Genomic DNA, 20998 nt, shown 5'->3' on the forward strand with positions numbered 1-20998 from the left:
TCAAAGTACAACTATCTTACCATACCGCGCTGCTTCTATCAACTATCCGGCACGCTCGCTCCACGAGCAAATGTCCCGGTGTCGCCAGGCTGCGCGCAGAGCTTCTGCCCCTTGCCCGCCTGGCGAACCGAACCCGAGCGCTTTCGTCATTTGCCGCCGCTTGCGGCTTCGGTTTCCTTCAGCTCCAGCGGATTTTTCTCCAAAAAGTTGGTCGCGAAATGGCCCGAGACAAAATCAGGATGCTCCAGCAGCTTTTCGTGAAACGGAATGGTCGTGTGCACGCCTTCGATCACGAACTCGCGCAAGGCCCGCTTCATGCGAGCAAGCGCTTCTTCGCGGCTTGTGCCCCACACGATCAGCTTGGCGACCATGGAATCGTAAAACGGCGAAATCTCGTAGCCCGGGTAAACGGCGCTGTCGACGCGCACGCCGTAGCCTCCCGGCGGCAAGTAGTTGCGGACCTTTCCTGGCGACGGCATGAAATTTTTCGCTGGGTTTTCCGCATTGATCCGGCACTCGATCGCCCAGCCGTTGATTTTGACGTCTTCCTGGGAAAAGGACAGCGGATTGCCCGCCGCGACCGAAATCTGCTCTTTGATGAGGTCGATGCCCGTAATCATTTCCGTGACCGGATGCTCGACCTGGATGCGCGTGTTCATTTCCATGAAGTAAAACTGTCCGTGCCGATCGAGCAAAAATTCGACGGTGCCTGCTCCGTGGTACGAAACCGCCTTCGCGGCCGCGACAGCCGCTTGCCCCATCCGCTCGCGCAGCTCCGGATCGAGCGCAGGCGATGGCGCTTCCTCCACCAGCTTCTGGTGTCGGCGCTGGATCGAGCAGTCCCGCTCGCCCAGGTGAACGACGTTGCCGTGCTTGTCGCCCATCACCTGAATCTCCACATGGCGCGGCTCCTCGACGTATTTCTCCAGGTACACGCCCGCGTTGCCAAAAGCCGTCTCCGCCTCTTTTTGCGCCTGGCGAATCGCTTTTTCCAGCTCCTCGGCGTCAAAGGCGACGCGCATGCCTCTGCCGCCTCCGCCCGCCGTCGCCTTGACGATCACGGGATAGCCGATTTTCTCAGCCACCTGCAGCGCTTCGTCGATGTCGTCGATCAGCCCGTCCGTGCCTGGGACGAGCGGCACATTCGCCGCACTCATCGTCGCTTTGGCGACAGCTTTGTCTCCCATTTTCGTGATCGCGTCGGGATCAGGGCCGATGAACGTAATCGAACAATCCTGGCACAGTTGGGCAAACGAAGCGTTTTCCGCCAAAAAGCCGTAGCCGGGATGAATCGCATCCACGCCTGTGAGCAAGGCAACCGTCATGATCCGGGCCATGTTCAAGTAGCTGTCCTTCGATTCCTTCGGGCCGATGCAATACGCTTCGTCTGCCAGCTCGACGTGCAGCGCTTCGCGGTCTGCTTCCGAGTAGACGGCGACTGTGGCGATTCCCAGCTCCTGGCACGCCCGAATAATGCGCACGGCGATTTCGCCGCGATTGGCAATCAATACTTTCGTGAACATAGGAACGCTCCTTCTTACTGTGGTTTGACGACCAGCAACGCTCTGCCGTAATCGACGAGCTGACCGTCCGGTACAAGCACTTCCGTCACGATCCCGGCCACCGGCGACACAATGTCGGACGACAGTTGCAGCGCGTCCACGGTGCAGCGTCCGACTACCTCCTGCGCCTTGATCGCCTGGCCGACGGTCACTTGCGCGTAAAAGATGCCGACGGATGTGGACAGGACAAGCTGTGTCGCTTCCTCTGGCACTTTTTCTTCGGCGACGGTGGCGACAGGCTCTGCCTCAGCCGTGGCCGCTGCTTCCTGGTAGCCTTGCTCGACTTCGCTTGCTTGCACAGGGAGCTCGGCTGCCGCTACAGCGACAGGCTCGCTTTTTTTGATGACGATCCGGGTCTTGCCCTTTTGCCATTCCAGCTCCTCGATCGAGGACTGGTTCACCAGCTTGATAAATTCACGCAGTTCATGCAGCTTCATTCCAAGACGCTCCCCTCTTACAATGGGATGTTCCCATGCTTTTTATATGGACGCTCTTCCTGCTTGTTGCGGAGCATCTCCAACGCCTGGGCGACCTTCAGGCGAGTTTCGCGCGGGTCGATCACATCGTCGACCATGCCCAGGCTGGCTGCGACGTACGGATTGGCGAACTTCTCGCGGTAGAGCGCGATTTTTTCCGCGCGCGTCGCTGCCGGGTCTTCGCTGCTCTCGATTTCCTTGGCAAAAATGACATTGGCTGCGCCTTCCGGTCCCATCACGGCGATTTCCGCATTCGGCCAGGCGTAGACGATATCGGCGCCAATCGACTTGGAGTTGAGCGCCACGTAAGCTCCGCCGTATGCCTTGCGCAAAATGACGGTGATCTTCGGCACGGTCGCTTCCGAGTAGGCGTACAAAATTTTCGCGCCGTGGCGGATGATTCCCCCGTGCTCCTGGTTGATCCCCGGGAAAAAGCCGGAGACGTCCTCGAAGGTCAAGAGCGGGATGTTGAAGCAATCGCAGAAGCGGATGAACCGCGCCAGCTTGTCGGAGGAATGAATGTCGAGTCCTCCAGCCATCACCTTCGGCTGGTTGGCGATGATCCCGACGCTGTGTCCGTCGATGCGGGCCAGTCCGATGACGATGTTGCGGGCGAAGTTCGGCTGCACCTCCATGAAGTCGCCGAAGTCGACGATTTTTTCGATCACCTTGCGCACATCGTACACTTTTGTGCTCTCGGCAGGCACCAGCTCCAGCAGTTCCTCCTGCCAGTCCTTGCCGACTTCCGCTTCCGCCACAGGGGCGCGATCGCGGTTGTTTTGCGGCAGGAAGCCAAGCAGCCTGCGCACGCTTTCGAGCACCTCCTGCTCGGACTCGGCCGTGAAGTGGGCGTTGCCGCTGACGGAAGAATGCACCCGCGCGCCGCCCAAATCTTCCGCGGAAATTTTCTCGCCCGTCACCGTTTCGATGACTTTCGGACCCGTAATGAACATCTGGCTTGTCTTTTCCACCATGAACACGAAGTCGGTAATCGCCGGAGAGTAGACAGCGCCGCCTGCGCACGGGCCGAGAATGACCGAGATTTGCGGGATGACGCCGGAGTAGATCGCATTGCGGTAAAAAATCGTGCCGTAGCCGTCAAGCGAGCTGACGCCTTCCTGGATGCGCGCGCCGCCGGAGTCGTTCAGCCCGATGAACGGAGCGCCGTTTTTCGCCGCCAAATCCATCACCTTGGCAATTTTCATCGCGTGCATTTCTCCGAGCGCGCCGCCAAACACGGTAAAATCTTGCGCGAACAAGTAGACGGGGCGCCCGTTGATTTTGCCGTAGCCCGTCACGACGCCTTCGCCGGGCGCTTCCATCTGGTCCAGCCCAAAGTGCGTGGCCCGGTGCTCGACAAACGGATTCAGCTCCACGAACGTGTCCGGGTCGAGCAGCAACTCGATCCGCTCGCGGGCGGTCAGCTTGCCGCGGTTGTGCTGGGCATCAATGCGCGCATCGCCGCCGCCCAACTGGATTTTGAATTTGCGTTCCATCAATTCGTCGATTTTTTCGTACATATCGCTCATCGTCCGACCTTCTTCCTGTCCCTATTTCATGATCGCTTTTTCGTAGACTGCCACCAGTTGCTGGACTGCGCTCGTCGGCGACAGCTCTCCGCTGGCTACAGCCTGTTCAATCGCCGGCAGCAGTTGCGCGACCTGCGGATTGCCGAAAAACGTCGCGCGCAAATAGTCCTGCGCCATGCTGTGCATCCAGTCGAGCAGTTGCGCCTTGCGCCGGGCCTCGAAGCCGCCTGACTTCACGGTCGTCTCGCGGAACTGTCCGATGACGTCCCATATCTCGGGAATCCCTTCGCCAGTCACGGACGAACACATGTACGCCTTCGTCTCCCAGCCGGTTGTCGCAGGCTGCAAGTAGTGCAGCACCCGGTTGTATTCGCCCTTGGCGATCAGCGCGCGGGTGCGGTTTTCCCCGTCTGCCTTGTGAATCAACAGCGCATCGGCAATTTCCATGATGCCTTTTTTGATGCCTTGCAGCTCGTCGCCCGCTCCCGTCAGCATCAGCAGCAAAAAGAAATCGACCATCGACCTGACCGTCGTCTCGCTTTGCCCGACACCGACCGTCTCGACCAGAATCACGTCGTAACCTGCCGCTTCGCAAATCAGCATCGTCTCCCGCGTCTTGCGGTTGACGCCGCCAAGCGTCCCGCCCGTCGCGGACGGCCGGATGAACGCCTGCGGATTGCGCGACAACAGCTCCATCCGCGTCTTGTCCCCGAGAATGCTGCCGCGCGTCACCGTGCTGCTCGGATCGACCGCGAGCACGGCGACCCGGTGGCCTTTTTCGCACAGCATCGTGCCAAATGCTTCGATAAACGTACTCTTGCCCGCTCCCGGCACGCCGGACACGCCGATGCGAATCGAATTTCCCGTGTGCGGCAAAAGCTGGCGGATCACCTCCTGAGCCATCTCCATATGGGCGGCGGAGTTGCTCTCGACAAGCGTAATCGCCTGCGCGAGCACGGTCCGGTTGTTTTCGCGCACGCCCTTTACGTACTGCTCGACGGAGAGGCGCGGGAGGCGGACTTTGGAGGAAAAGTTCAGCGAAGCCTTGCCGTCTCCACCTGCGCTCATAGGCCAGCAGCCTCCAGCCGATGCACAATCTCCTGCAAAACGTGCTGGGCCGCTACCGGAATCACCGTACCCGGACCGAAGATGGCAGCAGCGCCGTGCTCGCGCAAAAACGCGTAATCTTGCGGCGGAATGACCCCGCCGATGACGACGACGATGTCCTCGCGCCCGAGCTTTTTCAGCTCCTCGACGAGTTGCGGCAGCAGCGTCTTGTGCCCTGCGGCCAGCGAGCTGAAGCCGATGACGTGCACGTCGTTTTCCACCGCTTGCTTGGCTGTTTCCTCCGGTGTCTGGAACAGCGGCCCGATGTCGACGTCAAAGCCGAGGTCGGCAAAAGCAGTCGCGATCACTTTGGCGCCTCGGTCGTGCCCGTCCTGGCCCATTTTGGCGATCATGATGCGCGGGCGTCTGCCTTCCCACTGCTCGAACTCGTCCGCCATCTTGCGCACGGCTGCCACTTCTTCCGCATCCGCGTATTCCGAGCTGTAGACGCCGCTGATCGAGCGAATGACCGCTTTGTGGCGGCCGACCACTTTTTCGTAGGCGTCCGAAATTTCCCCGAGCGAAGCCCGTGCCCGCGCCGCTTCAATCGCCAGCGCAAGCAGGTTGCCTTCGCCTGTGCGCGCGCACTCCGTAATCGCCGACAGAGCCGCCTGCACTCTCGCCTCGTCGCGGTTTTGTCGCAGCTCCTGCAACCGCCGGATTTGCGCCTCGCGCACCGCCGTATTGTCGACTTCGAGAATTTCCAGCGGGTCTTCCTTGTCCAGCCGGTATTTGTTTACGCCGATGATCGCTTCTTTCGCCGAGTCGATGTGCGCCTGGCGTCTTGCGGCCGCTTCCTCGATCTTCATTTTCGGCAGGCCGGTCTCAATCGCCTTGGCCATGCCGCCCAGCGCTTCGATCTCTTCGATGTGCGCCCACGCTTTTTCCACGAGCTGCGCCGTCAGCGACTCGACGTAGTACGAGCCAGCCCACGGATCGACGACCTTCGTAATCTGCGTCTCGTCCTGCAAAAAAAGCTGTGTGTTGCGCGCAATCCGGGCGGAAAAGTCGGTCGGCAGCGCGATTGCCTCGTCGAGCGCGTTCGTATGCAGCGACTGGGTATGCCCGAGCGCCGCCGCCATCGCTTCGATGCACGTCCGCACGACGTTGTTGTACGGGTCTTGCTCCGTCAGGCTCCAGCCGGACGTCTGCGAGTGGGTTCGCAGCGCCATCGACTTTTCGTTTTTCGGGTTGAACTGCTTGATGAGGCTCGCCCAGATCAGGCGGGCTGCCCGCATTTTCGCGACTTCCATGAAGTAGTTCATGCCGATCGCCCAGAAAAACGACAGGCGCGGCGCGAATGCGTCGATGTCGATTCCAGCGGCAAGCCCTGTGCGCACGTACTCCAGCCCGTCTGCCAGCGTGTACGCCAGCTCGATGTCCGCCGTCGCGCCCGCTTCCTGCAGGTGGTAGCCGGAGATGCTGATGCTGTTGAATTTCGGCATGTGCTTCGAGGTGTAGGCGAAAATATCGGAAATGATCTTCATCGACGCTTCCGGCGGATAAATGTACGTATTGCGCACCATGTATTCCTTCAAAATGTCGTTTTGGATCGTTCCGGTCAACTGGTCCTGCGAGACGCCCTGCTCTTCTGCCGCCACGATGTAAAACGCCATGATCGGCAGCACCGCTCCGTTCATCGTCATCGAGACAGACATTTTGTCCAGCGGAATGCCGTCGAACAAAATTTTCATGTCGAGAATCGAGTCTACCGCCACCCCGGCCTTCCCGACGTCGCCGACGACCCGCGGGTGGTCGGAATCGTAGCCGCGATGCGTCGCGAGGTCAAAGGCAATCGACAGCCCTTTTTGTCCGGCCGCCAAATTGCGGCGATAGAAGGCGTTGCTCTCCTCCGCCGTGGAAAAGCCGGCATACTGGCGCACCGTCCACGGCTGCGTCACGTACATCGTCGGATACGGCCCGCGAAAATACGGCGGCAAGCCCGGCATGTAGCCGAGATGCGTCATGCCTTGCACGTCTTCTTTTGTATAGAGAGGCTTGACGGGAATTTGCTCCAGCGTCTGCCAAATCTGCTCATCCAGAAGCTTTTTCGCTTCGGCGGATGCCACATGGTTTGGAAACAGATCGGAAATGTCCCGGCTGCCACGATACGGCACTTTGGAAAAATCAGGTCTGTTCATCGTGAGCTCACTCCTGTCCGCTCCTGAAGTTCTCGCAGCATCTGATAGCAATTGGAGCGCAAATGGATGCAGTCATCTACGCCAGCCGCCTTGTACGCGGCCAACTGCTCGGCGTCAGGCAAGCCGGCAAGCAGCACGGTCATGTCGGCAGCTTCCTGCTTGAGCGCCTGGGCGAGCGGCGGCACCAGTTCGGGATAGCTCGCATCGTCGGAGCAGATGACGGTAATTTTGGCTCCGGAGGCGAGCGCCGCTTCCTTGGCCTCTGCGGCAGTGCCGTATGCTTGCGGGCGCAAAACCGCAAAGCCTCCGACGGCAAAAAACTCGGCGGCAAAATCCGCCCTCGCTTTATGCTTCGCCACAGGGCCGACTGCCGCGAGAAAGACGCTCGGGCGCTGCCCGGTCCTGTGCGTATAGTCGTCCGCCTGTTTGCGGAGCGCTTCAAACGCCTCGGCCGCGCGGTGCGTGCGCAGCGGGGCAATAACGGTCGCTGTTTGCCCGAAGCGGGTCAGCGCTTTGGCGATATCGCCTATGGTCGCTCCGGCGAGCGCGGCCTGTACCGCATGGCCGACCCACTCTTCTGCGTCGTGCGCGAGCTTTGCCAGCCGTTCGGAAAACGCAGACGGCGCTGTTCTCGCCCGATGAGCGTGCAGCTCGGCGATGCGCTGTTCATGCAGGGCAGGTGCCGCCTGTTGCGGCAACGGCTGCTCGGACGGATTCGGATACATGTTCGTGCCGACGATGCGGCTTTTGCGCTCGGCGATATCTTTTTCCTTGCGCGCGGCGCTCTCTGCAATCACGCTTTGCGGGAAGCCTTCCGCCAGCGCCCGAAGCATGCCGCCCTTTTCCTCTACCTGCAAAAACAGCTCCCACGCTTTTTTCGCCAGCTCATCGGTGAGCCATTCCACGTACCACGAGCCGCCGGCAGGGTCTGCCACCTTCGCCAAGTGCGCCTCCTGCTCCAAAATGATTTGCGTGTTGCGGGCAATGCGCCGGGAAAATTCGTTTGCCGGGCGGATCGCTTCGTCGAACGCCGACACGTGCAGGCTGTCTACCCCGCCGACAATCGCCGAAAACGCTTCCGTCGTCGCGCGCAGCATGTTGACGTACGGATCGTACACCGTTTTCGTCCAGGCGGCCGTCCGCGCGTGAATCTTCATCTTCTGGGCCTCGGTCGAGCCTCCATAGGAAGCGACGATATTCGCCCAGAGCATTTTCGCGGCCCGCAGCTTCGCGATTTCCATGAACACGTCAGAGCCGACGGAAAAAGAAAACTGCATCCGGCCCGCCGCTTCCTCAATCGACAGCCCGCGCTCCAGCATGGCCTGGATGTAGTCGACGCCCGTCGCCAGCGAAAACGCAAGCTCGGCAACCGCATGACCGCCGCTTTCGTAGTAGGCGTTGCCTTGGACGAGAATCGTTTTGAGCTGCGGCGCATGCTCGCTCGCCCAGCGCGTCATTTTCGCCATGGCGGCAAACGCCGTGTCCAGCGAGTACGGAAGCTCGCCATCTGCGAGCAGCGCTGCCACCGGGTCTTGGCCGATGCAGCCGCGCAGTTCTCCGGCTTTGCACCCGCTCGCTTCCAGATGAGCCAACACGAGGACAAACACTGGCAAGCCGAGCGGCCCGGATGGGATGAAAATCGGCAGTTCCTCCAGGTTCAGTCCACGCAGCGCCTCAGCCAAATCCTCCACGGAAAAAAGCGAGACGCCCCCTGCTCCGATGTCTTCTGGCAGCGCTTCATCCGGGTCCAGTCCTGCCCGTGCCGCCCGGTCGAGGACGAGGTGCAGCATCGTTTGTCCGCGAGCCAAATCCGCGAGGGCCGTTTCGTTAAACGACTTGGCGTCCGAGGCCGTCATCTCCTGGCAGACCTCCCAGCGCTGTGCGCCGCCTCCGTACGGACTTTTCGTTCCCCTGACAAATGGCGCCTGGCCTGGCTCCACGTCTAGCTGTGGCAATGTTGCGACATCTTCCGTCCGGTAGATCGGCTGGCGGACGATTCCTTCATACGTCTTGGTCAACAGTTTGGCATCGAATGACGCGCCCTTCAACGATTTTTCTGCGGCTTCCCGCCACTGCTCGTACGTCGGCACGGGAAATTGCGTAAACAGCGTGTCTTTGTTCACTTGTCCAGACCTCCCTTCAATCGCGCTTTCCTTCTAGGCAAGCTTTACGAGAAACAGCGGCTGACCATGCTCAACCAACTGACCATTTTCCACCAGTACTTGAACGATTTCCCCTTTTACCTCTGCCTCAATCTCGTTAAACAGCTTCATGGCCTCGACAATACAAACGATGCTTGACGGCTCTACGCGGTCGCCCGCGGAAACGTACGGCGGAGCATCCTCGGCCGGAGCGGCATAGAAGGTCCCGACCATCGGGGAGGTAATTTTGTGCAAACTTTCCGTCTGTTCAGCGACTGCGGCCGGAGCGACTTTTTCTGCTACAGCTACAGCCACAGGTTGCGGCTTCGGTTGCTGGACAGGCGCTTTTTCAGGTTGTGGCAAGGCAACGACCGCAGCCGCTTTTTTGCCAGGCTCCGTCTTTTGCACGTAGGCCGCTTTGTCGGCTGTCGCAGTCTCATTCGTGCGTCGTTTGATGCGCAGGCGGGATTCCTCGTCTTTTACTTCGAGCGATTCTATGTCCGTCTGCTCCAACAGCTTTACAAGTTCTCTCAATTCATAGATCGTCAGCACACTTATTCCTCCCGTGTTCCGAGTCTGTCTTTTACGAACCGACTGGTTGGTCTGTGGAGTGTCTACTGGACCGACCAGTTGGTCTTTTGCTGATTATAGCAAATATCTGAATAATAGTACAGACCAACCAGTCAGTCTGCGCGATACATTTTTAAGCGGACCGTGAAGCGACTATGCCCCTGCTCTCTTGCCAGCAAACGGCGAGTAGCCGCCTGATCCCTCCTGCTTTAAAACGACTTGAACGGCGTGTCGCCAGACGTCAGGAAAAAACGGTTGAACGCCGGATTTTCCATCGCCTCGGGCTTCAAAACGGAATGCAGCACCATGTCGGCGTAAATGTCCGCAATCTGCTCGATCGAGTACGTCCCTGTTTTTTGATACCATTTGTAAATCCAGTTGACCATGCCGAAAATCGCCATGGAGACGATCGGCACAGGCAGCTCCGGCCGAAATTCGCCTGACTGAATCCCGTCCGAGATGACCGTAAACATGATCTTTTTGTAGCGATCCCGCTTCGTTTCAATATCCGTAAAATATTCCGGGGTCAAAAAGAGGCTTTCCTGATAAAAAATCGTTACCTGTGAGCGGTACAGATCAATCATCATGACAAACGATTTTACGATCGCCTGCAGGCGTTCCGTCGGCGTATCCCATTTCTCGTAAGCTTCCTCTGCTTTTTCCAGAACGTACGTAATGAATTGGTCGTGAATGATGTAGAGGAGTTCATCCTTGGATTTGAAGTTGTGATAAAATCCTCCCTTCGAGGTTCCGCTTTCCTTGACGATTTGGTCGACGGTCACCCGGTGGTAGCCATGTGCTTCGAACAAGCGCATGGATGTTTCGATGATTCGTTCTCTGATTGATTTTTCGCTCATTATCTTCACCCGAGATCATTATAGCATAGAAATCCGTTTCTCAATGGCAGATTGCGCGAACAGCAGCCGGGCAGGAAAAACGCCGATTTTTCATCGGGCGAAAAATCGGCGTCGCGTTTTGCGGATGATCGCTATTCGCTTGCGGAAGCTGGAACCACGCCCAAATACTCTTCCAGGGTGATGCCTTGCGCTTTGATTTCCTTGGCGATTTCTGTCCCGACATAACGCAAATGCCACGGTTCGTACATGTAGCCGGTAATCGCCTCTTTGCCTTCCGGGTAGCGGATGATAAAGCCGTATTCCTGAGCGTGCTCGGCAAGCCACTTCGCTTCTTTTGTGTCCGCAAAGCAGCTCGTCGCGGCGCATTTGCCGTCGATGCCGGAGACGTCGATCGCAAGTCCCGTCTCATGCTCGCTCGTGCCAGGCACGGCGCTGTACGTGCGCGCCTTTTCTACTCCGTCTTTTTGCACGTAGTGGTTGAACAGCGCTTTTTGATAGGTGTGGGAGCGGTAGGCGGATACGCCCGCAAGCGAGACTCCGTCTGCTTTCGCCGCAGCAAACAACGCTTCCAGTGCCGCTGCTGCCTCTTTGCGCAGCTTCCGCTTCTCGCTCTTTTTCGGGAGCAGGTAAGGCACATTCGGGAAAACGAGGTCGGTTGGCGTGTAGTTTTCCGGGAGCTTGCGCTGCTTGTTGACGAGAACGGCCATGCTCGCTGGCTCGGCGACTACCTCGATATCCGCAAGCATCGCCTCGGTGTCTGCGGCCGCTGTGGCAGGCGGCTTTTTCGGCGGTTGCGCTTCGGTTTGCTTTGCCTCATCCGGCTTGGCCTCGGCCGGCGGCGCGGTTTTTGCAGAAGGTGCCGGCTGCTGATCCGCCGGCTTGCTCTCCTCTGGCTTTACGCTCTTCTGCTTCGTCTGTTCCGGCGCTGTCGCGGGCGGAGCCGTTTTTTCCTGCGGAGCAGGCCCGGCCAAGCCGCTGCACCCCGACAGCGCAAGAAGCGCTGCCGTTACCAGTATGATCGGATGGTTTGTACAATTGGCAAAACGTTTCATCTTGACGTCCTTTCGAATCGGGCCCGGCTACAAAGTCAGCCCAAAAGGTGTTGGGTACGTCCTGCAAAGCGGAAGTACGTACCCATTATGACATAAATCGGGCCCGTTTCGTTACAGGAACGTTGTCTGTATCGGCAAAAAATCATCATGCCACCCCGAGCGATCGGTTGTCATACGTACTATTCTTCTTTTTTCGCAAAGTACGTAGCGAGCACCGACCCGGACAGATTGTGCCAGACGCTGAAAATGGCGCTCGGCACGGCTGCCAGCGGGTTGAAGTGAGCGGCTGCAAGCGCGGCGCCGAGACCGGAGTTTTGCATCCCTGTTTCCAGCGTGACCGCTTTGCGCTTGGCCAGGTTCAGCCCGAACAGCTTGGCGAAGAAATAGCCGAGCAAGTAGCCGAGTACATTGTGCAGGATGACGACTGCGAAAATCATCATGCCCGTTTCGACGATTTTGCCTTTGTTGAGAGCGACGACGATTGCGACGATCAGCACAATCGCGATGGTGGATACGAGCGGCAGCGCTTTTGCACTCGCCTCCGCCTGCTTGCCGAAAAACGCCTTGACGATGACACCGAGTACAATCGGCACAATCACAACCAGGACGATATCGAGAAACAGCGACTTCGCATCAATCGCCATCCACTTGCCGGCCAAAAGCGAGATGAGCGCAGGCGTGGCAATCGGCGCGATCAGCGTGGACACGGCGGCGATGGACACACCGAGCGCCACGTCCCCTTTTGACAAATAGGTCATGACGTTGGACGCCGTTCCGCTTGGACAGCAGCCGACCAAAATGACGCCGACGGCAATATCAGGCGGAAGCTGCAACGTAACCGCGAGGATGAACGCGAGCGAAGGCATAATCAAATAATGGCCGACGACGCCGATCAGCACATCGACTGGCCTGCGAAACACTTCGCGAAAATCTTCGGACGACAATGTCAGCCCCATCCCGAACATAATGCTCCCGAGTAAAAACGAAATGTAGCCTTTTCCTCCGACGAACGCTTCCGGCATGAAAAAACCGAGAATGGCAAACAGGATCACCCATAGCGAAAACGTGCTGCCGACAAACTTGCTGATTCTCTCCACAGTATGCATGTTTCTCTCTCCTACTCTTTCTCTATGTTTTACGGCTATTTAAAATATTTTTGATTATACTGCACGTTTTTTGATTCTTCTATCCTTTTCGACCATTCTATCTATACTTAAAACCTATACAGCTATAGCCTGCGCGTCTTCGGGTTCCGCCCTAGAGCACAGCCGCTTCGTGCGCCGTGCTGCCGCCTTTTTTATTTTTGCAAACTCACCTGATCGAGCATCAGATAGCCTGCCGGACTGATGGAAAAGCCCTGGATGTCAGTGCTGATGACGGCGAGGTTTTCCAGGTTGCGGATCGGTACGAGCAAAGCGTCGCGCAACTCCAGCTCCTGCGCCTTGGCGTAGATCGCAAGCCTTTTGGCCGGGTCTGTCTCCACTCTTCCGGCGTCAAGTAGCCTGTCCAGCTCCGGGTTGCTGTACTGAAAGCTGTTTCCGGCCCCGCCGCCCTGGGTGTGAAACAGGTTGTACTGATTGTAGTCCGCATCGCCTGTCGCATTGCCCCAGCCGCTGACGAATATTTCGTGCGTCCTCGTCTTCTCGATCTGCGTGACAAAATCGGCGTAGCTGACCACTTCGAGCCTGGCATCAATCCCGATGCCTTTTAGCTGCGAGCGGATCACCTGCGCGACCATAACGCGGTCGTTGCGGTCATAGGTCAGCATGCGGATGGAAAAGCCGTTCGGATAGCCGGCTTTGGCGAGCAGCTCCCGCGCTTTGTTCAAGTCGTACGGATAGCTTTTGACGGAAGGACTGTAGCCGAACACTTTCGGGCCGAGCGGCGAATTGGCCTGCGTTCCTACGTTGTTGTACACGCCTTTGATGATCGCGCCCGTCTCGATGGCAGAGCTGATCGCCTGTCTGACGCGGAGATCGCGCAGCGGCCCCGCCGCCACGTTGAACCCGATAAACTCCGTGCCCAACGCCTCGCTGCGGTAGACGCGCAGACGATTGGACGCGGACAGCCGCTCGATGTCCTGCACCGGAATGGACTCGGCCACATGGGCCTCGCCGTTTTCGACCAGCGCAATCCGCTTCGTGTCGTCGGCGACGACGCGGAAGACGACGCGGAAGACGACGCGATCGAGCTTCGGCTGATCGCCCCAATAGTGCGGGTTTTTGTCCAGCACGATCTGCCGGCCAGGCTCCCAGGAGCGAAACAGAAACGGCCCTGTCCCGACAGGGTGCGCGGAAAGCTCGCGGCCGTACTCGTCGATGGCTTTCGGGCTGATGATGCTGCCTTCGTGACTGGCCAAAATGGACAGCAGCGGCGCAAACGGCTTTTCCAAAAGAAACTGCACCGTGTACGGGTCGATGATTTTGACTTCCTTGATCTTGTCGAACATCGCAGCCCGCGGAGAAGCCGTTTTTGGGTCCATCACCCGGTCCAGCGTCTTTTTGACCGCTGCAGCGTCAAACGGCGTACCGTCGTGGAAGAACACGCCCTGACGCAGCTTGAACTCCCACACCAGGTCGTTCACCTGCCTCCAGGAGAGGGCAAGCTGCGGCGCGATCACCATGTTGGCATCCCGCTTGACCAGCCCCTCGTAAACTTTTTGGTGCACCACACTGGCTGCATTGATGGTAGAAATGAAGTGCGGGTCGAGATTGGTCGCATCAGACATGCGGGCGACGACCAAGGTGCCTCCCTCAGCCCCCGCTTTTGGTGGCGGGCTCTCGTTTTCCGCAGGCGGTTCCACCCCCATGGAACAGCCCGCAAGCATCGTCGCTGCGAGCAGCAGTCCAAGCAAGCTGTGGAAAAGTCTCTTTCGGATCATGGTGGACTCTCTCGCATCCTTTCCCTGTAAGCCTGTGAGGCGCGCTTGTTTTGGATGAGAAAACTTGGCTGCGCCAAGCCATTGCCTTAGCCTTCGTTGCCCTTATACTGGATAAGAATCTTATCCATTCTTAAACTGTACAAAAAGACCGCCCTTCCCAAAAAAATCCACAGAGAATGGCGGCCCGATCCTCGCGATGCGCAAGGAACAGCAACTGGCGTTATTTGTTTTCAAACAGCTTTTTATACTCGCCGAAGCCTTCCTCTTCCAGTTTGTCTTTTGGAATGAAGCGCAGCGCCGCAGAGTTGATGCAGTAGCGCAAGCCGTTTTCCCCCGGGCCGTCCTCGAACACGTGCCCGAGATGGGAGTCCGCGTGCTTGCTGCGCACCTCTGTGCGAATCATGTTGTGGGACAGGTCAATGTGCTCGGTAACGTTCTCGCTTTGCAGCGGCTTCGTGAAAGACGGCCAGCCGCAGCCCGCATCGAATTTGTCCAGCGAGGAAAACAGCGGCTCGTTGGAAACGATGTCGACGTAGATGCCCTCTTCCTTGTGATTCCAGAACTCGTTGGCAAACGGGCGCTCCGTGCCGTTGTTTTGCGTCACTTCGTACTGAATCGGCGTCAGTTTCTTTTTCAGTTCTTCCTGCTTCTGTTTGTCGCGCCACGCTTCCTTGATGAACTTCGCCCTGCCGGACGCCGCCTTGTAATACTGATAGCGCAGCGGATTTTTCTTGTAGTAGTCCTGGTGATACTCCTCCGCCGGGTAAAACGGCTTGGCAGGCAAAATCAAGGTCGCAATCGGCTTCTGAAAACGCCCGCTTTGCGCAAGCTCGTCGCGTGACTGGATCGCCAGCCGCTCCTGCTCGGGGGTGTGAAAGAAAATCGCCGGAGCGTAAGACTGTCCGCGATCTCCGAATTGGCCGCCTGCATCTGTCGGGTCGATCTGTCTCCAAAACATTTGCAGCAGCTCCTCGTAGGAGATGAGCGCAGGATCGTACGTAATCTGTACAGCCTCAAAATGCCCGGTCGTCCCGGAGCATACTTGTTCATAAGTCGGGTTTTCCACATGTCCGCCTGTATAGCCGGACACAACCTTTTCAATTCCTGGCAGCTTGTCAAACGGGCTGACCATGCACCAGAAGCAGCCACCTGCAAAGGTTGCGGTTTCAAACCGGGAATGTTCGCTGTTCATGCCATTCGCCTCCTGAAATATACGACAGCTTCGCTAAGTCGATTGTACATGGTTTGCAAAATGAAAGTCCACTCCGTAGCTGTCGCAAACAGCAACCGGGTAAAAAAAGACCCCGTCTGGACGAGGTCTTGAAATGGGGGAAATGAAATTTGCGCTTACGCTTCCACTTCTTTTTCAGCCCCGGACAGCGCCTGGGCAAAGCCGGAGAGCATCACGACCATGTGGGCAATGCCTTCCTCAAAGTCTTTCAGACGGATAGATTCGTTCGGAGCGTGTACCTTGCAGCCGACCCAGCCTACACCTGTGCTGACGACGGGCAGTTGAAGTTGCTCCCCGAAAATGTACATCGGGCCAGTTCCTGCCGCATTTGGCGCGAGCACAGGCTCGTTTTCATAAATAACCCGTGCGGAATCGAGCACATGGGCGACGAACGGATGTCGGAAAGCGGAGCGGTACGCTTTTTGGCCGTTAATCATCGTGACGGAAATGTCGTCGAAGCCGTGCTTTTGCAGATGAGCCTCGACGCAGCGCAGGATGTGGTCCGGGTCTTGGCCTGGGACGAGGCGGCAATCGACCTTGGCTTTTGCCACCTTCGGCAAAACCGTTTTCGCGCCTTCGCCCGTGTAGCCGCTGTCCAGCCCGCAAATCGTCATCGTCGGATGGAACACCATCGCTTCACGCGGGTCTACCCCTTTTGCCGCCGTAATCAGCGGGCGCTTCAAGCCGTATAGCTGCGCCGTCGCTTCCTCGCTGAACGGCAGCGCGGCCACGACCTGCTTTTCCTCTTCTGTCGGCTCCACGATCCCGTCGAAAAAGCCTTCTACCAAAATTTCGTTTTGCTGGTTTTTCATCGTCGCCAGAGCTTGCACCAAGCGCCACGCCGCGTTGTCGACATACGCGCCCACGGAGGAATGCATGTCGATGTCCGCGCCTACGCACGTCAGCTCCAAATACGCCATACCTTTGATTCCGGCGACCATGCTGATGCGCTCAGCCTCGTCTTTTCCGCCGAACTCCCAGATGCACGCATCGGCTGCAAACAGGTCTTTGTACTTGCGCAAATACGGCTCCAGGTTCGGGCTGCCGATCTCTTCCTCGCCTTCGATCAAAAACTTGATGTTGCACGGCAGGCCGCCCAGCTTTTGCTGCAAGATTTTGATCGCGGAAAGCCGCGCCACGAGGTCGCCCTTGTTGTCTGCCACTCCGCGCGCGAACAGCTTGCCGTCGATCTCGGTCGGCGTGAACGGCTCGGTCTGCCACTCGTTGAACGGCTCTGGCGGCTGAACGTCGTAGTGGTTGTAGTAGAGCAACGTTTTGCTCGCGTCGCCTTCGCTGCCCGCTGCAAAAAAGGCGTAGACGACCGGATTGCCGCCCAGGTCGTCGAGAACTTTTGTCTCGCCGCCCGCCTCGCGAATCATCTGCACCACGTATTCCACCGTCTCCGGGATCGCTTTATGCTGCGCGGACACTGTTGGAAAGCTGGCGTATTGCTTCAGTCGGTCGACAGCCTCCGGCAATATTTCCTGGACGTAGCCCAATACTTGTTCCTTGTTCATGGTACGCTCCTCCTCAAGACCGAATGGGTGGTACGATTACTGCTGCAAGCTCGGCACCTTCGGCTCCATGTACGTCGCGAACCAGTCTGCGGTGTACTGCAATCTGAGGACGCGCTGCTCCGGGTCGCCGCTGCGGGACAGCTCGTGGCTGGCGCCGGGGAAGCGGACGAAAGACACGGGAGCCTTGCCTTGATGTTTCAGCGTGATGTAAAGCTGCTCGGCTTGGTCGATCGGGCAGCGGTGATCCTGTTCTCCGTGCATAATCAACAGCGGCGTCTCCATGTTGGCGACGAGGCGGATCGGCGAGTGATGCCACATTTTTTCCGGGTTGGTGAACGGATTCGCCTGAATTTCCTCTGCGCTGAAGTAGTAGCCGATGTCGCTCACGCCGTAAAAGCTCATCCAGTTGCAAATGCTGCGATCTGTCACCCCGGCCTTGAAGCGGTTCGTCTGCCCGACGATCCAGTTGGTCATAAGGCCGCCGTAGCTGCCGCCAGCTACCCCGAGGCGCGACTCGTCCACGAAGTCGAACTGTGCGCACGCGTAATCGACCGCGCTCATCAGGTCGAGGTAATCTTTGCCGCCGTAATCGCCGCAGCACGCCTGCATGAAGCGCTCGCCGTAGCCGAAGCTGCCGCGCGGATTCGTGTAGAGCACCGCGTAGCCTTTTGCCGCCAAAAGCTGAAACTCGTGGAAAAACGTGTTGCCGTACATCGAGTGCGGGCCGCCGTGGATTTGCAGGACGAGCGGGTACTTTTCGCCTGGCTGGTAGCCGACCGGCTTCAAAATCCAGCCGTGCACGTTCCAGCCGTCTTGTGCGGTAAACTCGATTTCTTCCGGCACGGACAGTTCCACATCCGCAAAAAAGTCGCGGTTCAGCTCTGTCAGACGTCGCTCGGCTCCTGTCGTCAAATCAATCTGGTACAAATCGCCAGGGATGAGCGGATCGCTAATGGCCGCGATCACCGTCTGCTGCTGCTCGTGGAAGGTAAATCCGTACACGTTGCGATTGCCGCCGACGATGCGCGTCGCCTCGCCACCGAGCGACACGCGGTAAATGCCGGAGTTGCCGCGCTCGCTCACGATCACGTACAGCGCGCTTCCGTCCTCTGTCCAGACCGCGCCCGGATTCGGATGTCCCGGGGAGCGCACGTCGCCAATCGTCGAATCGCCAATCTGCACATCCCAGTCTGCCGTCACGCACGTCTGCTGGCCGCTTTCCAAATCGTAGACCCATACTTTCTTTTGCGTCGCATTCAGGTAGGTTTCAGACACGCTGCCAATATAGGCGAGCTTTTTGCCGTCCGCCGACCAGGTTGGATAAAAGAAGGTTCCGTTGCTGCTCGTCAGCTTTTTCCATTCCCCTCCCGCAATCGGGATGAGGTACACATCGAGGCTGTGCTGCATGTCGGGATTTTCCGTGCGGTTGGCCGTGATCGCCAGCCATTGTCCATCCGGCGACCAGGAGCCGACCGTATGGTGGTACGGGCCGTCCGTGAGCGCCGTGATTTCTCCCGATTGCACATCGACCAGTGCCAGTTGCCGGGTTTTTTCGTACAAGTAGCCGTGGTCGTCGGACTTGTATTTCATCCGCTCCACGTGGATGACTTTCGGGGCAGTCGCTTTCTTTTCGCCTTCGCCTTCGCGGTCGTGGAACGTCTCACCGCGATCCAGCAGGGCAGAAAACGCGATGTAGCGGCCATCCGGCGACCAGATCGGAGTGCTTGCTCCTGCCTTGCAGAAAGTGAGCTGGCGCGGCTCGCCTCCGGTAGCGTCCATCAGCCACACCTGTGACGTGCCGGAACGCTTGGAGACGAACGAAAGCTGCGAGCCATCCGGCGACCAGCGCGGATACGTGTCGCGCACAGCGCCTGTCGTCAGCGCCCGCGGCTCTGCCGCTGCCAGCTCTCTTACGTACAGATGGTTGCGGTACGCATGTTCCTCGTCAATCGAGGTTTCTACGTAGACGACGGTGCGCCCGTCCGGAGACAGTTGGGGATCGCTCGCGTACTTCAGTTGGTACAAATCTTCTGCGGTCATTCCTCGTTTGGTCATGCCCCTCACTCCTTTTCACTATGGGAAGGCTGTAGATGCTGCAAGAAAAACTGCGTAATGCTCTGGTTCAGCGTGATGTGGTTGGCGAGCTTTTCCGTGAAATGACCCTCGTCCTCGAAGACGTGCAGCGAAACCTGCTGCCCTCTGGCCTGCATATCCGCCACAAGCTGTTCTGCCTCGCTTACGGGTACGCGGGTGTCGTTGCGCCCGTGGAAGACGAGCAACGGCGCCTTGATCTTGGCGGAGTGATTCAGCGGCGCGATCTCTTCGAAGAAATCGTCGTCCTCGCCCAAATATCCGTACTCGACCTCGCGCAGCTTTCTCCGCCATTCCCCGGTGTTTTCCAGGAACGTGCGGAAGTGCGAAATGCCGACGATATCCACTCCGGCAGCCCACAGGTCGGGGTAATGGGTCAGAGCGGCCAGCACCATGAAGCCTCCGTAGCTGCGTCCCATGATACCGATTGCTTGCGGGTCGACCGTGTCTTTTTGCGACAGGTCTTTGACCAGCCAGGCGAGATCGGCGACAGAGTCCATCCGTTTGCGGCGATCGTCGAGCTGCACGTACTCCCGGCCGTAGCCCATGCTGCCGCGCACATTCGGAGCCACGACGGTGAAGCCTTGATTGGCCAAATATTGAAAAACCGGATGATACTCGGCGCGAATCTGGCTCTCCGGCCCGCCGTGGACGTAGACGACGACAGGGCTTTTGCCCGTTTTTTCCTTGCTGTACAGGAAGTACGGAACTTCCAGGCCGTCGAACGAACGGAACGTACACAGCTTTGGCTCGACCAGCTTGTCCTGGATCGTCCGCGCCACGCCGATGCTCGTCACGCGCGCGCTTGTTTTTTCGCGGAGCGAGTACGTCCATATATCGCCGGGCAAGGTCGGGCTTTTCAGCGCAAAGGCAAGCTGCTCATCCGCCCGGAAAGCCAATCCGGCAATTACTCCGCCAGGCACGTTTTCCGCCAACTCCCAGCGCTCTTCGGCCAGCGAGTAAACGCCCAAAACGGAACGCCCGCCCTGATTGACGGTAAAAGCAAGCAAATCCTCGTCGGGCGAGAGCTTCGCTTCCTCGATATCCCACTTCTCGATATGAACGAGCTTCACCAGCTCTGCATCTGCCAGCGAAAAGCGGCAAAGCGCCATCGTATTGTCGTCGCGGTCTGTGACGATGTAGCCGTGCTCGCCGTCCTTCGTCAATTGCAGCGACTGGAAGCGCGCCTGCTTGCTGCAAATCGGCAGCTTCTTCGCCTCTCTGCTCTTTAGATCGAGCAGGTAGAGCGCGTTGTCGATATTCGTTTCCTGCACGGTAAAAATCAGGCCGTTGCCATTCGGCAGCCAGGCGATCGGGTCGCAGCGCCCGTCAAAGCGATACACCTCTTCATAGACACCGCTATCCACGTCTTGCACGTACAGGTCGAAGCAGCGCGGATGCCTGCGGTTGCTCGACCAGGCGATCTTTTTGCTGCAAGGCGACCAGCCACCGAAGTAGTGGAAACATTGCGGCGCATCCGTGAGCGGCTTGACGGCAGCCCCTTTGTCCGTCAACAAAAAAAACTGCTGCCGTTCGTCGCCTTTGTTGTCCATGCCTACGACGGTTTTCGTCCCGCACGGCGAATGCCCGAAATCGACCACTCTGTCAGGCAAAAAGCTCACCTGGCGCGCGCTCTGGCTCGCTTCGTCCCAGCGCCACAACTGGGCGATGCCTGTCAGCTTGGTCAAAAAGGTCAGCTCGTCTGTCTGCGGCACCACTTTCAACTGATAGGCGGACTTCACTTGCAAATAGTCCATAATCAAGGTTCAATCACCCTTTCCTCGTAAGTTGCGTGTGTATGTAGGTGGATCTTGGCTGACGAATCGTTGCGTGGGGATGACCG

At 58.2% G+C, this 20998-nt stretch carries 15 protein-coding genes; all 15 read right to left on the minus strand.

Going from position 1 to position 20998, the window contains the following annotated elements; all coding sequences use genetic code 11:
- Positions 1-146: 146 nt before the first annotated feature.
- Positions 147-1523: an acetyl-CoA carboxylase biotin carboxylase subunit gene (gene accC / locus BA6348_RS15720; RefSeq protein ID WP_005829569.1), complete on the minus strand. Its 1377-nt coding sequence runs from the start codon at positions 1521-1523 to the stop codon at positions 147-149.
- 14 nt (positions 1524-1537) lie between these two features.
- The gene (locus tag BA6348_RS15725) at positions 1538-1999 is read right to left on the minus strand and encodes an acetyl-CoA carboxylase biotin carboxyl carrier protein (protein ID WP_005829567.1); all 462 of its coding nucleotides are present in this window, start codon (positions 1997-1999) and stop codon (positions 1538-1540) included.
- 17 nt (positions 2000-2016) lie between these two features.
- On the minus strand, positions 2017-3567 hold the full coding sequence (locus BA6348_RS15730) for an acyl-CoA carboxylase subunit beta (protein ID WP_025847690.1): 1551 nt from the start codon (positions 3565-3567) through the stop codon (positions 2017-2019).
- Between the two features lie 21 nt (positions 3568-3588).
- Positions 3589-4635 carry a methylmalonyl Co-A mutase-associated GTPase MeaB gene (meaB, locus tag BA6348_RS15735; RefSeq protein ID WP_005829564.1) on the minus strand — a complete coding sequence of 349 codons (1047 nt, stop codon included), beginning with the start codon at positions 4633-4635 and terminating at the stop codon, positions 3589-3591.
- Positions 4632-6815 (minus strand): methylmalonyl-CoA mutase, encoded by a 2184-nt coding sequence (gene scpA / locus BA6348_RS15740; protein ID WP_122953415.1) that lies wholly within the window; start codon positions 6813-6815, stop codon positions 4632-4634. The genes meaB and scpA overlap by 4 nt, the downstream gene beginning before the upstream one ends.
- A complete protein-coding gene (locus BA6348_RS15745) occupies positions 6812-8938 on the minus strand; it encodes a methylmalonyl-CoA mutase family protein (RefSeq protein WP_122953416.1) in 2127 nt (708 codons plus the stop codon). The genes scpA and BA6348_RS15745 overlap by 4 nt, the downstream gene beginning before the upstream one ends.
- 33 nt (positions 8939-8971) lie before the next feature.
- Entirely contained in the window at positions 8972-9508 is a 537-nt protein-coding gene (accB, locus tag BA6348_RS15750; RefSeq protein ID WP_025847684.1) for an acetyl-CoA carboxylase biotin carboxyl carrier protein, read from the minus strand.
- Positions 9509-9735: 227 nt separating this feature from the next.
- Complete coding sequence (locus BA6348_RS15755) at positions 9736-10383, minus strand: TetR/AcrR family transcriptional regulator (protein WP_005829556.1); 648 nt, start codon at positions 10381-10383, stop codon at positions 9736-9738.
- 131 nt (positions 10384-10514) lie between these two features.
- Positions 10515-11435 carry a M15 family metallopeptidase gene (locus BA6348_RS15760; protein WP_122953417.1) on the minus strand — a complete coding sequence of 307 codons (921 nt, stop codon included), beginning with the start codon at positions 11433-11435 and terminating at the stop codon, positions 10515-10517.
- Positions 11436-11614: 179 nt separating this feature from the next.
- Entirely contained in the window at positions 11615-12541 is a 927-nt protein-coding gene (locus tag BA6348_RS15765) for a bile acid:sodium symporter family protein (protein ID WP_025847681.1), read from the minus strand.
- A gap of 191 nt (positions 12542-12732) precedes the next feature.
- Positions 12733-14316, minus strand: coding sequence for a glutathione ABC transporter substrate-binding protein (locus BA6348_RS15770; protein ID WP_122953418.1), 1584 nt, complete (start codon positions 14314-14316; stop codon positions 12733-12735).
- Between the two features lie 220 nt (positions 14317-14536).
- Positions 14537-15508, minus strand: coding sequence for a peptide-methionine (S)-S-oxide reductase MsrA (gene msrA, locus BA6348_RS15775; protein ID WP_005829548.1), 972 nt, complete (start codon positions 15506-15508; stop codon positions 14537-14539).
- Between the two features lie 155 nt (positions 15509-15663).
- A complete protein-coding gene (locus BA6348_RS15780) occupies positions 15664-17064 on the minus strand; it encodes a M20/M25/M40 family metallo-hydrolase (RefSeq protein WP_007783662.1) in 1401 nt (466 codons plus the stop codon).
- 36 nt (positions 17065-17100) lie between these two features.
- Positions 17101-19119, minus strand: coding sequence for a S9 family peptidase (locus tag BA6348_RS15785; RefSeq protein WP_007783660.1), 2019 nt, complete (start codon positions 19117-19119; stop codon positions 17101-17103).
- A 5-nt stretch (positions 19120-19124) separates the two neighbouring features.
- A complete protein-coding gene (locus tag BA6348_RS15790; RefSeq protein ID WP_122953419.1) occupies positions 19125-20912 on the minus strand; it encodes a S9 family peptidase in 1788 nt (595 codons plus the stop codon).
- Positions 20913-20998 lie beyond the last annotated feature (86 nt).

The sequence above is a fragment of the Brevibacillus agri genome (genome assembly GCF_004117055.1).
Lineage (GTDB): Bacteria > Bacillota > Bacilli > Brevibacillales > Brevibacillaceae > Brevibacillus > Brevibacillus agri.

Coding starts and splice junctions, on each gene's coding strand:
- BA6348_RS15785 (WP_007783660.1), bottom strand. CDS start 19,119: ATGACCAAACGAGGAATGACCGCAGAAGATTTGTACCAACTGAAGTAC.
- BA6348_RS15790 (WP_122953419.1), bottom strand. CDS start 20,912: ATGGACTATTTGCAAGTGAAGTCCGCCTATCAGTTGAAAGTGGTGCCG.
- BA6348_RS15760 (WP_122953417.1), bottom strand. CDS start 11,435: ATGAAACGTTTTGCCAATTGTACAAACCATCCGATCATACTGGTAACG.
- meaB (WP_005829564.1), bottom strand. CDS start 4,635: ATGAGCGCAGGTGGAGACGGCAAGGCTTCGCTGAACTTTTCCTCCAAA.
- BA6348_RS15765 (WP_025847681.1), bottom strand. CDS start 12,541: ATGCATACTGTGGAGAGAATCAGCAAGTTTGTCGGCAGCACGTTTTCG.
- accC (WP_005829569.1), bottom strand. CDS start 1,523: ATGTTCACGAAAGTATTGATTGCCAATCGCGGCGAAATCGCCGTGCGC.
- BA6348_RS15730 (WP_025847690.1), bottom strand. CDS start 3,567: ATGAGCGATATGTACGAAAAAATCGACGAATTGATGGAACGCAAATTC.
- BA6348_RS15755 (WP_005829556.1), bottom strand. CDS start 10,383: ATGAGCGAAAAATCAATCAGAGAACGAATCATCGAAACATCCATGCGC.
- BA6348_RS15780 (WP_007783662.1), bottom strand. CDS start 17,064: ATGAACAAGGAACAAGTATTGGGCTACGTCCAGGAAATATTGCCGGAG.
- msrA (WP_005829548.1), bottom strand. CDS start 15,508: ATGAACAGCGAACATTCCCGGTTTGAAACCGCAACCTTTGCAGGTGGC.
- BA6348_RS15725 (WP_005829567.1), bottom strand. CDS start 1,999: ATGAAGCTGCATGAACTGCGTGAATTTATCAAGCTGGTGAACCAGTCC.
- scpA (WP_122953415.1), bottom strand. CDS start 6,815: ATGAACAGACCTGATTTTTCCAAAGTGCCGTATCGTGGCAGCCGGGAC.
- BA6348_RS15770 (WP_122953418.1), bottom strand. CDS start 14,316: ATGATCCGAAAGAGACTTTTCCACAGCTTGCTTGGACTGCTGCTCGCA.